This is a genomic window from Duganella sp. HH101 (assembly GCF_001758795.1).
In the GTDB taxonomy this organism is placed as follows: Bacteria; Pseudomonadota; Gammaproteobacteria; order Burkholderiales; family Burkholderiaceae_D; genus Rugamonas; species Rugamonas rivuli.
In genome coordinates, this window is sequence record NZ_LRON01000006.1 from 319,144 (window position 1) to 333,040 (window position 13,897).

10 protein-coding genes are annotated in these 13,897 nt (G+C 67.0%); 5 read left to right on the forward strand and 5 right to left on the reverse strand.

Going from position 1 to position 13,897, the window contains the following annotated elements:
• Positions 1–301 precede the first annotated feature (301 nt).
• From DUGA2_RS12720 to hemC, 4 genes are read right to left on the reverse strand one after another with little or no spacing between them, the layout of a single operon-like run.
• Entirely contained in the window at positions 302–1,498 is a 1,197-nt protein-coding gene (locus DUGA2_RS12720; RefSeq protein ID WP_071658897.1) for a heme biosynthesis protein HemY, read from the reverse strand.
• A gap of 3 nt (positions 1,499–1,501) precedes the next feature.
• A complete protein-coding gene (locus DUGA2_RS12725) occupies positions 1,502–2,647 on the reverse strand; it encodes a uroporphyrinogen-III C-methyltransferase (protein WP_070269611.1) in 1,146 nt (381 codons plus the stop codon).
• Positions 2,644–3,447: a uroporphyrinogen-III synthase gene (locus DUGA2_RS12730; protein WP_070269612.1), complete on the reverse strand. Its 804-nt coding sequence runs from the start codon at positions 3,445–3,447 to the stop codon at positions 2,644–2,646. Before DUGA2_RS12730 ends, DUGA2_RS12725 begins: the two co-directional genes overlap by 4 nt.
• Positions 3,448–3,454: 7 nt before the next feature.
• Positions 3,455–4,492, reverse strand: a complete 1,038-nt coding sequence (gene hemC, locus DUGA2_RS12735) for a hydroxymethylbilane synthase (protein ID WP_071658898.1) — start codon at positions 4,490–4,492, stop codon at positions 3,455–3,457.
• A gap of 149 nt (positions 4,493–4,641) precedes the next feature.
• On the opposite strand from hemC, the gene ppc reads away from it, so the two are divergent.
• The 5 genes from ppc to DUGA2_RS12760 all read left to right on the forward strand — a co-directional run bounded on the left by ppc (position 4,642) and on the right by DUGA2_RS12760 (position 13,248).
• A complete protein-coding gene (gene ppc, locus DUGA2_RS12740) occupies positions 4,642–7,458 on the forward strand; it encodes a phosphoenolpyruvate carboxylase (protein ID WP_070269614.1) in 2,817 nt (938 codons plus the stop codon).
• Positions 7,459–7,569: 111 nt separating this feature from the next.
• Entirely contained in the window at positions 7,570–8,703 is a 1,134-nt protein-coding gene (locus tag DUGA2_RS12745; protein ID WP_229214675.1) for a PAS domain-containing protein, read from the forward strand.
• Positions 8,704–8,753: 50 nt separating this feature from the next.
• Entirely contained in the window at positions 8,754–11,705 is a 2,952-nt protein-coding gene (locus DUGA2_RS12750; RefSeq protein WP_070269616.1) for a sensor histidine kinase, read from the forward strand.
• Between the two features lie 64 nt (positions 11,706–11,769).
• On the forward strand, positions 11,770–12,549 hold the full coding sequence (locus tag DUGA2_RS12755) for a 3-hydroxybutyrate dehydrogenase (RefSeq protein WP_070269617.1): 780 nt from the start codon (positions 11,770–11,772) through the stop codon (positions 12,547–12,549).
• Between the two features lie 9 nt (positions 12,550–12,558).
• Positions 12,559–13,248, forward strand: coding sequence for a DUF899 family protein (locus tag DUGA2_RS12760; protein WP_070269618.1), 690 nt, complete (start codon positions 12,559–12,561; stop codon positions 13,246–13,248).
• A gap of 166 nt (positions 13,249–13,414) precedes the next feature.
• Here the strand turns inward: DUGA2_RS12760 and DUGA2_RS12765 are convergent, their stop codons facing one another.
• Entirely contained in the window at positions 13,415–13,891 is a 477-nt protein-coding gene (locus DUGA2_RS12765) for a hypothetical protein (RefSeq protein WP_070269619.1), read from the reverse strand.
• Positions 13,892–13,897: the final 6 nt, after the last annotated feature.

Sequence of the window (13,897 nt, forward strand, 5' to 3'; positions counted from 1 at the left end):
ACCTCGACGGGCCGCGTCACTCCATTTATCGCATCGGAGCACTCTGCGCACTCAACGTCATCGCAGAGCACGATCCTGGCTTGATCGACCCAACCCTGATGTTCTTTATCAGCGTCGGCTTTTCCACTGCGTCAATGGCGTTGGGCGTGGTCACGTTTTACTACCTCCCACGAATTAGGGAGAGATGAACATGGTCCTCGTCATCGTCAACGCCATCGCAATGATAGTTGGACTGGGCGTTTCGATCTGGGTATATCTTGAGACCGGAAAGTAAAAAACCCGTCGCAAGGACGGGTTCTTTTTAGAGGATGGTGGCCAGCGCGCACTGGCGGTAGTGGTTGGCGGCTTCTTCCGGCTGGGCCAGCGCTTCGTGCAGTTGCGCCAGCTTCAGGTGGGATTCGCGCACCATGCGCGGGTCGGCGGCGTCCGACAGGGCCTGCTCCAGATAGCGCTGGGCTTTGCCCCACAGCTTCTGCTTCAGGCACAGGGAACCCAGCGTCAACGCCAGTTCGGCGTCGGTCGGACGCGCGTGTATCCAGTTTTCGCAATGTTCGATCTGCACCAGCAAGGCGGCCGAGCCGGCCGGTGCCGCCGCTTCGCGGTAGGCGCGCACCACGCGGTCGTCCCAGTCGGCGGCCAGCGATTCTTCCGCCACCAGGCGCGCCTCGTCGTGCAGCCCGCGCGCGTTCAGCGCGGTGGCGGCGCGGCAAGCCACGTAAGGCTTGATGCGGTCGGCGGTCGGCACCGTGGCCCAGACGCGCATCAGCGACTCCGCATCATGGGCGCTGTCGGACAGCATGTCGTCATACGCCAGCTCGCGCAGGCGCGACGACAAGGCCGGATGCAGCGCGCGGTGCTTGTCCAGCGAACGCACCAGACGCAGTACTTCCGGCCAGTTCTTGGCCTGCTGCTGCGCCTTCAGCGACCATTGCAGCGCATGGATGTGGCGGGTGCCGCTGGCGTTGAGTTCGCGCACCGCTTCCAGCGCCTGCTCCGGCTGGTGGTCGTCGACCAGCAGTTCGGTCATCGTCATCAGGCGCGCGGTCTTCATCGCCTGGTCGTCGGCCAGCTTGGCCAGCCAGTTGTCGCGGCGCGCGCTTTGACGCATGCGGTGCGCGGCGCGGGCGCCGATCAGCGACGCCACGCCGGCGTTTTCCGGCAGCTCGGAGGCGCGCATCGCGGCCTTCTCGGCATGACCGAAGCGGCCTTCAAACAAGGCCTTCAACGCTTCGCGCAGGCCCTTGTTGCCGTCGCGCTCGCGTTTGCGCTGGCGGTAGGCGGCAACCTTGCCCGGCATGCTGACGGTGGCGCGGAAGGCGCGTATCACGAAGTACAGGAAGACGAACAGCGCCACCTCCAGCACCACGAAGAAGTTCAGCGACAGGTCGATCCGATGCGGCGGGTAGAACAGCACCACATTGCCGGGGTTGAAACGCGCCGTCACGGCGATACCGATGGCGGCGGCCATCAAAGCGACTATCCAGAGAAATAAACGCATGACTTATGGCTTCGCTTTGTAGTTGCGCACAGCGTTCAGGCTGTCCGACAGGGTCGGCATCTCGATCGCCAGGTTGCTGGTCTGGACCTGGCGCAGCAGCGTCTGCACGGTCTGCGTCGACTTGGCGCGCACGTCGAAGTACTTGACCAGCGCTTCCTGCGCCGCGATCAGGTCGGCGCGGAAGGCCGTCTCGTTGCGCGACAACAGCGCCATGCGCGCGTTCAGCAGGCGCAGCTTGAGGTTCTCGCGCAGGAAGTAAGCCTGGGTCGGCGACAGCATCAGCGCGTCCGGCGTGTCGACGCTGCGCACGCGGATCAGCTGGCGCACGTCGGTCCACATCTCGCTGCTCCAGCTGTTCCAGGTGTCTTGCACCGCTTGCAGCCACGGGCTGGTCGGCTCGACCGGCTCGGGCTTGCCGCCCTTGCCGGCGGCGGCCTTGGCCCTGGATTTTTTCTCGGGCGGCGCCGGCAGCGTCGGCTTTTCGTCCGACAGCATCGGCAGCGTGTCGATCTGCGCGATCACGTTGTCCAGGCGCAGCGCCATGCCCACCGAATCGACGCTCGGCAAGGCCTTCAGCTTCTCGGTGTCCTTGGCGATGGCGCGGCGGATGGTGATGAATTGCGGCTTGTCCGAACGCGACAGGCTGCGGTCGGCGTTCTGCAGCGCGATCAGCGCGCCCGGCACGTTGCCGGCCAGCTGCAGCTGCTGGCTGGCGGTCGACAGCACTTGCTCGATCTCGGTCAGCGCCCATTCGTCGCGGTTCTTGGACAGGTCCTGGTACAGCTGCTCCAGCGCCAGTTGCTGGCTTTGCGCTTCCTGTTGCTTGCTTTCCAGCAGGCCGACCTTGGCTTGCAGCTCCTTGCTGGTTTCCTGCACGGCACGGGCTAGCGTGCCGGTTTCGGCATTGCTGGCGTCGCCCTTTTGCAGGCGGCGCGCCATTTCCTCGCGCAGGTTGCGCACCTGGTTGTGCGAGGACCAGCTTTGTCCGGCCAGCAGGATGGCCAGCACGACGATACCGACCAGCAGCATTTGCGGCTGTTGCACGGTTTCGAGCAGGCTGGGCTCAGGCTGCGGCTTGGACGCAGGCGGGGTCTCGGCGGCGGCGCCGGCGGAGACGACAGGATCGGGTAAGGTAGGCAAATCGTTCATAGGCGTGATTGTAACGCGGCCAGCAGGCGTTCGTCGCCTGATCCGGTGAGCGTCAGTCGGGAAAAGCCCAAATTATTTGCCGTTTCGGCAATTCGGGCGTGCGGGATGATCAAATGCTGTTGTTGCATCAATACAACGGGATTCTGCTGCGCCGCATCAGGGTAGTCGGCGTCGAGCTGGGCCAGCAGCGCGCACAGGCCGCGCAGGGCCTCGGAACTGGTGATGATCCAGTCGTTTTGCTGCGACAGCAAACGGCGCAGCGTGGCGGCCAGCTGCGGCGTCAGCGTCGGCACGGAGCGCCGGTAGGCCGGCACCACGTCGACCACGGCGCCGGCCGCGCGCAGGCCGTCGGCCATCAGTTCGCGGCCGCTTTCGCCGCGCACGATCAGCACCGGCTGATCCTGCAGCGCGGCCAGGTCCAGCGTTTGCAGCAAGTGTTCGGAATCGCTGTGGGCGCTGTCGGCCGGGCTGACGATGTCGACCGTCTCCGGCGTCACGCCGTGGGCGGCCAGCGCGGCGCGGCTGCCCTCGCCCAGCACCGCCAGCCTGACGCCGGCCGGCCACTGCTTGATATGCGCGAAGGCGGCGTCGATGGCGTTGGGCGAGACGAAGGCCACCATCTTGTAGCCCGGCTGCGGCGCGCACAGGCGCGCCAGCGCGGCCAGCAAGGCGGCCGGCTCGGGCAAGGCTTCGATTTCCAGCAACGGCAACAGTTCCACCTGGCGGCCCAGTGCGCTAACACGGGCCGCCAACGGCAGGGCTTGCGCCAGGGGACGGGTGATGACGACGGCGCCGGTCATCCGGTGGTCAGGTGCCGGAGGTCGGCGCAGGCGCAGCAGCGGCCAGCGTGGCCGAACGGGCGTCGGCGTCGGCCTGCGCGGCTTCGCTCAGGCAGGACGCCAGGATGTCGACCGCGTCCTGCGCGCGCAGCAGCCCGGCGACCTGCTCGCCCAGTGCTTCCGGGTCGGCGGCCGCGCCGCGCACCTCGGCGCTGGCCATGCGGGCGCCGTCCGGCGTGGCGACCATGGCGCGCAGATGCATCTGGCCATTTTCCACCGTGGCGAAGGCCGCCAGCGGCACCTGGCAGCTGCCGCCGAACACCTTGGACACCTTGCGCTCGGCCGTGACGGCCTGGAAGGTGGCTTCATGGTTCAGCGGCGCCAGCAAGGCCATCAGGTCGACGCCGCCGGCTTCCTTGCGCACAGGGATCTCGATCGCCATCGCGCCCTGGCCGGCGGCCGGCAGGCTGGCGGCCGGGTCCAGCAGCGCGCGGATGCGCTCGGGCAGGCCCAGGCGCTTGAGGCCGGCGGCGGCCAGGATGATGGCCGCGTAGTCGCCGCGATCCAGCTTGCCCAGGCGGGTGTCGAGGTTGCCGCGCAACGGTTTGATCACCAGCTGCGGGTAGCGCGCCGCGATCAGCGACTGGCGGCGCAGGCTGCTGGTGCCGACCACGGCGCCGGCCGGCAGCTCGTCGAGCGAGGCGTAGTCGTTGGAAACGAAGGCGTCGCGCGGGTCTTCCCGCTCCAGCACGGCGGCCAGGGCGAAGCCTTCCGGCAACTCCATCGGCACATCCTTGAGCGAATGGACCGCCAGATCGGCGCGGCCTTCGGCCATCGCGACTTCAAGTTCCTTAACGAACAGACCCTTGCCGCCCACTTTAGATAAAGTTCGGTCAAGAATTTGATCGCCTTTTGTCGACATTCCTACAATTTTAATATCGCACTGCGGATATAATAAAGTCAATCGCGCCCGTACATGCTCGGCCTGCCACATGGCAAGCCGACTTTCACGCGAAGCGATCACCAAGGTGGACGGAGGATTTTGTAGTAATTCCGATATTTTCAAAACCAGTTCTTTCGCTGTAGCTAACGCTAACCGGCGCAGGCCAGTTAAAACGCGCGTGTTTAAGATCACAAATTTTATCACGCTCACCTTCTTGCAGAACCGGGCCACAAGCCTTTGCACCGACTTTTCACATCTTTGCGGCTTATCTCATGGCAAACCAATCTAGTGCAACGAACGATCAAACGGCTGAACAAGCAGGCGTGGACAAAGACGCCCCCCTTAAAGAAGACATCCGCCTGCTAGGCCGCCTGCTGGGCGACGTGCTGCGGGACCAGGAAGGCGAGGAAGTCTACGCCGTGGTCGAAACCATCCGGCAGACAGCCGTGCGCTTCCGGCGCGAGGCCGACGCCGGCGCCGCCAAGGAACTGGACGGCATGCTGAAAATCCTGACCCGCGAGCAGACCATTTCCGTGGTGCGGGCGTTTTCCTACTTCTCGCACCTGGCCAACATCGCGGAAGACCAGCACCACATCCGCCGCCGCCGCGCCCACCTGCTGGCCGGCTCCAACCCGCAGCAAGGCAGCGTCAACTTCGCGCTGTGCAAGCTGAAGGAAGCCGGCGTCAGCCAGGAAACCGTGGCCACCTTCTTCCAGGACGCGCTGATCTCGCCCGTGCTGACGGCCCACCCGACCGAAGTGCAGCGCAAGTCCATTCTTGATGCGGAACACGATATCGCCCGCCTGCTGGCCGAGCGCGACCTGCCGCTGACGCCCAAGGAACAGGCCGCCAATATGCACCTGTTGCGCGCCCGCGTCGCCACGCTGTGGCAGACCCGCATGCTGCGCTACTCCAAGCTGACCGTGGCCGACGAGATCGAAAACGCCCTGTCCTACTACCGCATCACCTTCCTGCGCGAGCTGCCGGGCCTGTACGACGACATCGAGACCGACATCGCCGCCCACTACGGCCAGGCGCAAGCCACCACCGCACCGTACGTGCAGATGGGCAGCTGGATCGGCGGCGACCGCGACGGCAACCCCAACGTCAACGGCGGCACCATGGAGCACGCGCTGACGCGCCAGGCCACCACCATCCTCGACTTCTACCTGGAAGAAACGCACACGCTGGGCGCCGAACTGTCGGTGTCGACGCTGATGATCGCCTGCAGCCCGGCGCTGCAAGCGCTGGCCGACCAGTCGCCCGACCTGTCCGACCACCGCGCCGACGAACCGTACCGCCGCGCGCTGATCGGCATCTACGCCCGCCTGGCCAGCACCGCCCGCGCGCTGGGCGCGACCAACATCCTGCGCAAGGAAGTGGGCCACGCCGAACCCTATTCGTCGGCGGCCGGGTTCTCGGCCGACCTGCAAGTGCTGGTCGATTCGCTCAACGCCAACCACGGCGCCGTGCTGGTGCAGCCGCGCCTGTCCACCCTGAAGCGCGCGGCCGACATCTTCGGCTTCCACCTGGCCTCGCTGGACATGCGCCAATCGTCGGACATCCACGAACGCGTGCTGGCCGAGCTGTTCGCCAAGGCCGGCGGCCAGGCCGACTATTCGTCGCTGGACGAGGACGCCAAGGTGGCGCTGCTGCTGAGCGAGCTGTCGCAGCCGCGCCTGCTGTACTCGCCGTACATCGCCTACTCGGCCGAGACCGATTCCGAGCTGGGCGTGCTGCGCGCCGCGCGCCAGATCCGCGCGCTGTACGGCGCCCGCGCCATCCGCAACTACATCATCTCGCACACGGAGACGGTGTCCGACCTGCTGGAAGTGCTGCTACTGCAAAAGGAAATGGGCTTGCTGCGCATCGCCGAGCAGGAGCTGGACCTGATGGTGATCCCGCTGTTCGAAACCATCCCCGACCTGCAGCGCGCGGCCGGCATCATGGAAGCCGTGATGGCGATCCCGCTGGTCAAGGCATTGATCGCCAAGCAGGGCCAGATCCAGGAAGTCATGCTGGGCTATTCGGACTCCAACAAGGACGGCGGCTTCCTGACCTCCAACTGGGAGCTGTACAAGGCCGAAACCCACCTCGTCACCGTGTTCGAAAAAGCCGGCGTCAAGCTGCGCCTGTTCCACGGCCGTGGCGGCACGGTGGGCCGCGGCGGCGGTCCGTCGTACGAGGCCATCCTGGCGCAGCCGCACGGCACCGTCAACGGCCAGATCCGCCTGACCGAGCAGGGCGAGATCATCGCCTCCAAGTTCTCCAACAAGGACATCGGCCGCCGCAACCTGGAGCTGCTGGTCGCCGCCACGCTGGAGGCCAGCCTGATGCCGCAGTCGGAAGACGCCGCGCACCAGGCCCAGCTGCGCCAGTTCGAAGCCATCATGGCCGAGATCTCGGACCGCGCCTACAAGGCCTACCGCAACCTGGTCTATGAAACCCCAGGCTTCACCGACTACTTCTTCGCCGCCACGCCGATCGCCGAGATCGCCGAGCTGAACCTCGGTTCGCGCCCGGCCTCGCGCAAGTCGACCAAGCGCATCGAGGACTTGCGGGCGATTCCATGGGGCTTCTCCTGGGGCCAGTGCCGTCTGCTGCTGCCGGGCTGGTACGGCTTCGGCAGCGCGCTCGGCGCCTGGGTCGCGGACGGCAAGCGCGACGAGCGCCTGGCCCAGCTGCAAGCGATGTTCCGGCAATGGCCGTTCTTCGCCACGCTGCTGTCGAACATGGACATGGTGCTGGCCAAGACCGACCTGGCGATCGCCTCGCGCTACGCCGAGCTGGTGCAGGACAAGGAACTGCGCGAACGCATCTTCAAACGCATCACCGAAGAGCATGCGAACACGCTGTCCATCCTGCAGAGCATCACCGGCGCCACCGAGCGGCTGGCCGGCAACCCGCTGCTGGCGCGTTCGATCCAGAACCGCTTCGCCTACCTCGATCCGCTGAACCACTTGCAGGTGGAGCTGATCAAGCGCCACCGCGCGCTGTCCAGCGAACCGGGCAAGGCCGATGAGCGCGTGCATCGCGGCATCCATTTGTCGATCAACGGCGTCGCCGCCGGCCTGCGCAACACCGGCTAAACCGTCGCGCGCTCCGCCCCGAACGCCCAGGTCCGCGCCTGGGCGTTTTTTATTTCCTTAAGGATTGATCAAACTGGTTAAATTGGCATTACAATATAAACAAGACCACTTTTGTCCGCCAATATGAAAAGCCTGATCGAATCGCTGGGAAAGTCGAACATTGAAGAGGTCGTAACGCGGCTGCAAGCCGCCATCGGCGGCATGGAACCGGACAACGGCGAACTGCACAACATCATCGCCATCATGCCGCTGGCCTTGTTCATCAAGGATGCGCAATCGCGCGTCGTGCTGATGAACCCGGCCTGCGAAGCGCTGTGGGGGATCTCCTTCGCCTCCCTGCAAGGCAACGACGGCGCCGCCTTCTTCCCCGCCGACCAGACCGCCTACTTCCTGGAACACGACCGCGCCGCTTTCGCCAGCGGCAAGCACCTGATCTACGAAGAAGAGCTGTGGCACCCCGGCCTGGGCGAGAACCGCTGGCTGCAAACCCACAAGCTGCCCACCTACGACAAGCAAGGCCAGCCTCACCTGCTGATCGCCATGTGCGTCGACATCACCGACCGCAAGCGCGCAGAGCATCTGCTGCAATCGTCGGTGCAGGAACTGCGGGCGCTGTCCGAACACCAGCACACGGCCAAGGAAACCGAACGGCGCCGCATCGCCCAGGACATCCACGACGACCTGGCGCAAAACCTGCTGGCCTTGAAGCTGGACGTCGCCACGCTGCACGACCGCACGCGCGAGCACCAGCCGCTGCTGCACCAGCGCGCCGCCCAGGCGCTGCACACGCTGGACGCCAGCATCACTGCGGTGCGCGAGCTGATCAACGAGCTGCATCCGAGCACGCTGGAGCTGGGCCTGTCGGCCGCGATCGAATGGCAGATGCAAAGGCTGGAACGCCGCCACGGCCTGCGCTGCCGCCTGGAGCTGATCGAAGACAGCGTCACGCTGGACCAGCGCCAGATTTCCGGCATCTACCACGTGGTGCTGGCGGCGCTTGGCTACGTGTGCGGCCACGCCGGCGCGCGCACCGTGCAGGCCACGCTCAATCTGCGGCCCGACTTGCTGTCCATCGTCATCAGCGGCGACGGCCACCCCGACCAGCAAACCGCGCAAGGCGTGCTGGACCTTGGCGGCATCCGCGAACGCCTGGCCGATTTCGGCGGCGAGCTGGCGGTGGCGCAGCTGGCCGGCGCCGGCACCGTGCTGCGCATGAACCTGCCAGGACTGCTGTCCGCCAAATAGAGGATGCCCCTGCCCCTCTTTGCCGTTATGCTGTCGGCATGAGAATCCTGATGTGCCGCACTTCGCGGCTGGCCGCCGGCCTGATGCTGGCGGCCCTGCAAGCCGCCGGCGCGGCCGAACATGCCCGCCTGCTGAACGACTACAGCCACCGCGCCTGGACCGCAGACCAGGGCGCGCCGGCACAGATCCAGGCCATCACGCAGACCCGCGACGGCTGGCTGTGGCTGTCCACGCCGACCGGTTTATATCGTTTTGACGGCCTCAACTTCGAGCGGCGCGACCGCGTCGGCGGCCAGGCGCTGCGCTCGACCATCGTGCTGCCGCTGTACACCGCGCCCGACGGCGCCCTGTGGGTGGGCTACCGCTTCGGCGGCGCCAGCGTGTTCAAGGATGGCCAGGTGCGCCACTACGGCGCCGCCGACGGCTTCCCGCCCGGCGCCACCTACTGCTTCGGCCGCGCGCCGGACGGCACCATGTGGGTGACGACGGCCGGCGGCCTGGCCTGGCTCAACGGCGGCCGCTGGCAGCGCATCGGCGCCGACAGCGGCTTCGACCCCGGCGCCAAATCGATCTGGCAGGTGCTGTTCGACCGCGACGGCACGCAATGGGTGTCGAGCGACCGCGCCGTCTACTACCGCCGCCACGGCGACAGCCGCTACCGCATCGCCAGCCCGGCCGACATCCGGCTGTCGTCGCTGGCCGCCGCGCCGGACGGCACCGTGTGGGCTTCGAACGGCAGCGACGCCAATTACCGCATGTCGCAGCAGGCGCCCGCCGCAGGCCGGCCCGCCAGGCCGGAGCTGCCCGGCAGCGGCATGTGGTTCGACCGCGCCGGCACCATGTGGCTGCTCAGCGAAAACCGGGTCGAACGCATGCTGCCGGACGTGTTTCCCGATCCGCGCCAGCGCATCACCCGGGAGCAGGGCCTGAGCGGCATGAACCCGCAAACCTTTTTCGAAGACCGCGAAGGCAATGTCTGGATCGGCACGGTCAGCGGGCTGGACCTGTTCCGCCCCAACCGCGTGCGGGCGCTGCCCAGCCATCTGGAGATCGCCACGCCGGCCCTGTCTCCGGGCCGGGACGGCAAGGTCCGCATCAGCGGCGACCACTCCGGCTCGTGGCTGGTGGATGCCGGCGGCCGCCGTTACGACAGCGCGCCGCACGCCTTCCGCTCGGCCGCCACCGGCCGCGACGGCCGCCCGGCGCTGGGCACGGCCCAGGGCATCTGGCTGCCCGAGGCCGGCGGCAGCGGCGCCCTGATCCCGTCGCCGCCGGCGGCATTGAAGGACCAGATGGCGCCGCGCGCGCTGGCCCAGGACGGCGGCGGCGACTGGTGGGCCAGCTACGTCAACCTCGGCATCTACCGCCACCACGGCGGCGGCTGGAGCCGGGTCGACTATCCCGGCCTGCCGGCCGCGCGCGTGCTGTCCATGCTGGCCGACCGCCGCGACCGCATCTGGATAGGTTATCCGGACAACCGCATCGCCATCATCGAACGCGGCGCCGCGAGCATGGTCGGCGCGGCCCAGGGCCTGCGCATCGGCAATGTACTGACCATGGTCGAACGCAACGGCCACCTGTGGATCGCGGGCGAACTGGGCGCTGCCCTGTACGACGGCCGGCGCTTCATTCCGCTGCAGCTGGCGGACGGCCACGAACTGCGCGGCATCAGCGGCCTGGTGGAAACGGCCGGCGGCGAACTATGGCTGCACGGCCACGACGGCGCCTTCCGCATCGCCGCCGAACAGCTGGGCCGGTTCCTGCGCAGCGGCGCCGCAGTCGGTTACGAGTTGCTCGACAAGGACGACGGCGTCAGCGGCGGCATCCAGCCGACCGGGCCGTTTCCGTCCATGGTCGAAGCCGGCGACGGCACGCTGTGGCTGTCCGGCCTGGGCGGTGCGGCGACGATAGCGCCCGGCCCCACCGCCCGCGACGCCACGCCGCCGCCGGTGGAAATCCGCGCCGTCTCCAGCAACGGCAAAGCCTATCCGGTGGCGGGGCCGCTGGCGCTGCCGGCCGGCGCCAACAACCTGCAGGTCGGCTTCAGCGCGCTGGGCCTGTCCATGCCGGACAAGCTCGCCTTCCGCTACCGCCTCGAAGGCGTCGACAGCGAGTGGCAGCAGGCCGGCGGCCGCCGGGTAGCCTTCTACACCAACCTGGGGCCGGGCAGTTATCGCTTCCAGGTCATCGCCGCCAACAAGGACGGCGTCTGGAACACCGGGGGCGCGGCGTTGCAGGTGACGATAGCGCCGACCTTCACGCAAAGCCTGTGGTTCAAGGTGATCTGCCTGCTGGTGCTGGCGACGCTGGCCGTGCTGGCCTGGCGCTGGCGGCTGGCGCAGATGGCCCGCCTGATCGAAGCGCGCCACGTCGAGCGCCTGAGCGAGCGCGAGCGCATCGCCCGCGCGCTGCACGACACCTTCCTGCAGGAGGCGCAAGGCACCATCCTGATGATGCAGCTGGCGATGGAGCAGGTGCCGGCCACCCTGCCCGCGCGCGCCGCCATGGAGCGCGGCATCGGCTACATCGAGCAGGCGCTGATCGAGGGGCGCGACGAAGTGCGCGGCCTGCGCTCGCCGCTGCGCGACGATGAAACGCTGGCGCAATCGCTGGACCGCTTCGGCCAGCGGCTGGCGGCAGGACTTTCGGCCAGTTTCCGGCTCGAACAAAAAGGTGCACCATACGCGCTGCCCGCCATCACCGGCGATGAAGTGTTTTCCATCGGCCGCGAAGCCATCTGCAACGCCTTCCGCCATGCCAGGGCCAGCGAGATCGTCGTCGAGCTGGCGTACGGCGCGGAGCAGCTCAGTTTGCTGGTGCGCGACAACGGCCAGGGCATCGCGGCGGACACGCTGGCGCAGGGCGGCCGCAGCGGCCATTGGGGCCTGGTCGGCATGCGCGAGCGCGCGGCGCGGATCGGCGCCACGGTCGAGGTGGGCAACCACGGCGAAGGCGGCGCGTTCGTGCGCCTGACTTTGCCGACTCTGTACGCCAGCGCATAGACGGCGCGGCGCGGTCTTGCTGTAATCACGCAGTTATATTCCCACCCCCACGAGGAGCGAACACATGAAGCTGAAAGACAAAGTCTGCATCGTCACCGGCGCCGCCAGCGGCATCGGCAAGGAAATCGCCCTGGTCTACGCGCGCGAAGGCGGCAAGATCGTCATCGCCGACCTGAACCTGGAAGCGGCGCAGGCCACCGCCAACGAGCTGAAGGGCGCCGGCCACCAGGCCATGGCCATCGCTATGAACGTGGTCGATGAAGCCCAGGTCAACGCCGGCATCGCCAACGTGGTCGAGGCCTGGGGCCAGATCGACGTACTGGTCAGCAATGCCGGCATCCAGATCATCCACCCGGTCGAAGACTTCCCTTACGAGGACTGGAAGAAGCTGCTGTCCATCCACCTGGACGGCGCCTTCCTGACCACCAAGGCTTGCCTGCCGCATATGTACAAGGCCGGCAGCGGCAGCGTGATCTACATGGGCTCGGTGCACTCGAAGGAAGCGTCCAAGCTCAAGTCCGCCTACGTGACGGCCAAGCACGGCCTGATCGGGCTGGCCAAGGCGGTGTCGAAGGAAGGCGCGGAACACGGCGTGCGCGCCAACGTGATCTGCCCGGGCTTCGTGCGCACGCCGCTGGTCGACAAGCAAATCCCCGAGCAGGCCAAGACGCTGGGCATCTCGGAAGAAGACGTGATCAAGAAAGTGATGCTGGCCGATACCGTGGACGGCAAATTCACCACGGTGGAGGACGTGGCCGAAGTGGCGCTGCTGTTCGCCAGCTTCCCGTCGAACGCGTTGACCGGACAATCGCTGGTGGTCAGCCACGGCTGGTTCATGCAATAGGAGGTCGACATGGCCACGCTGACGCCGGCAGCTGAACTGGCTGCCAGAAGCACGCCCTATCCGAACGACAGCGCCGCCTACCGTGCCGCGCGCACGGCCTTGCTGGCGGAAGAGATAGAACTACGACGGCACATCGAACGCGTGGCCGCCCAGCGCCGCGCCCTGCCCCTCGGGGGCGAGGCGCCGGACTACAGCTTCATCGACGAGAACGGCGAGACGGTGAAACTGGCCGAGCTATTCGGCCGGCACGACACGCTGGTGACGTATTTCTGGATGTACGGCCCGCAGCGCGAACGGCCGTGCCCGATGTGCACCGCCTTCCTGGGCGCCATCGACATTCCGTCGCGCGACCTGTCGCAGCGGGTGGCGGTGGCGGTGCTGGGACGGTCGCCGGTGTCGCGCCAACTGGCCTTCGCGCGCGAACGCGGCTGGCGCAACCTGGCCTTTTACCAGTGCGTCGGCGACGATTATCCGCGCGACTATCGCGGCCTGGCGCCGGACGGCAGCGAGTGGCCGGCGCTGGACGTCTGGGTCAAGCGCGACGGCAAGGTTCACCATTTCTGGGCCAGCGAACTGGGCGGCACCGAAGATCCGGGCCAGGATCCGCGCGGCGCCCCGGACCCGACGCCGCTGTGGAACATCCTCGACCTGACGCCGGCCGGGCGCGGCGCCGACTGGTATCCCAAACTATCGTACTGAACCGGCGGCACGCCGGCGGTGGCGCTTGAAGACCTCATGATTCAGATTCTTCGCAGCGATAACAAAGCGCAGCCGACAGCGCCGCCAACGACCAGCGGCACAGCAAAGGCCGGAAAATTGCGATTATGGCATTTTCTGGTGACAATGGAATACCCTGTCGCCGCGCTCAGCGCCCCAGCGTCATCCGCTTCAGCAGTATGTTGAAGTCCATGTCGCGCTGGGTCTGCAGGGTTCGGGCGTAGCCGCTCTCGCAGGACGCCTTCGCTTCGTCGACCGTCACGCCGGCCACCCTGTCCCGCAGGCCGCCGTTGAATACGCCCTGCACCGCCGCGACATGCGCAGCGATGGCGGCGTCCGTGGCGTCCGGCTGGCGGGCGCGCATCTGCTGTATCAACTGAACCTTGTACAACTGGCGCAGGATCAGCAGCGCATCCGCGTTGTTCTCCTTCCACTGCGCCATCACGGCCGTCAGGGCGTCGACCGCATCCGGCGCCACCACCTTGCAACGCTCAAGCAGCAGCGCGTGATAGGTGTCGAAGTCGATCTGCGCCAGCTGGATGCCGGCCGCGACATCGATCGTCTCGCCGGCGGCCGAAGCGGGCGCTGCGGCCAACGCCCATGCCAGGACTATGTTTCGTATCATCTCGTC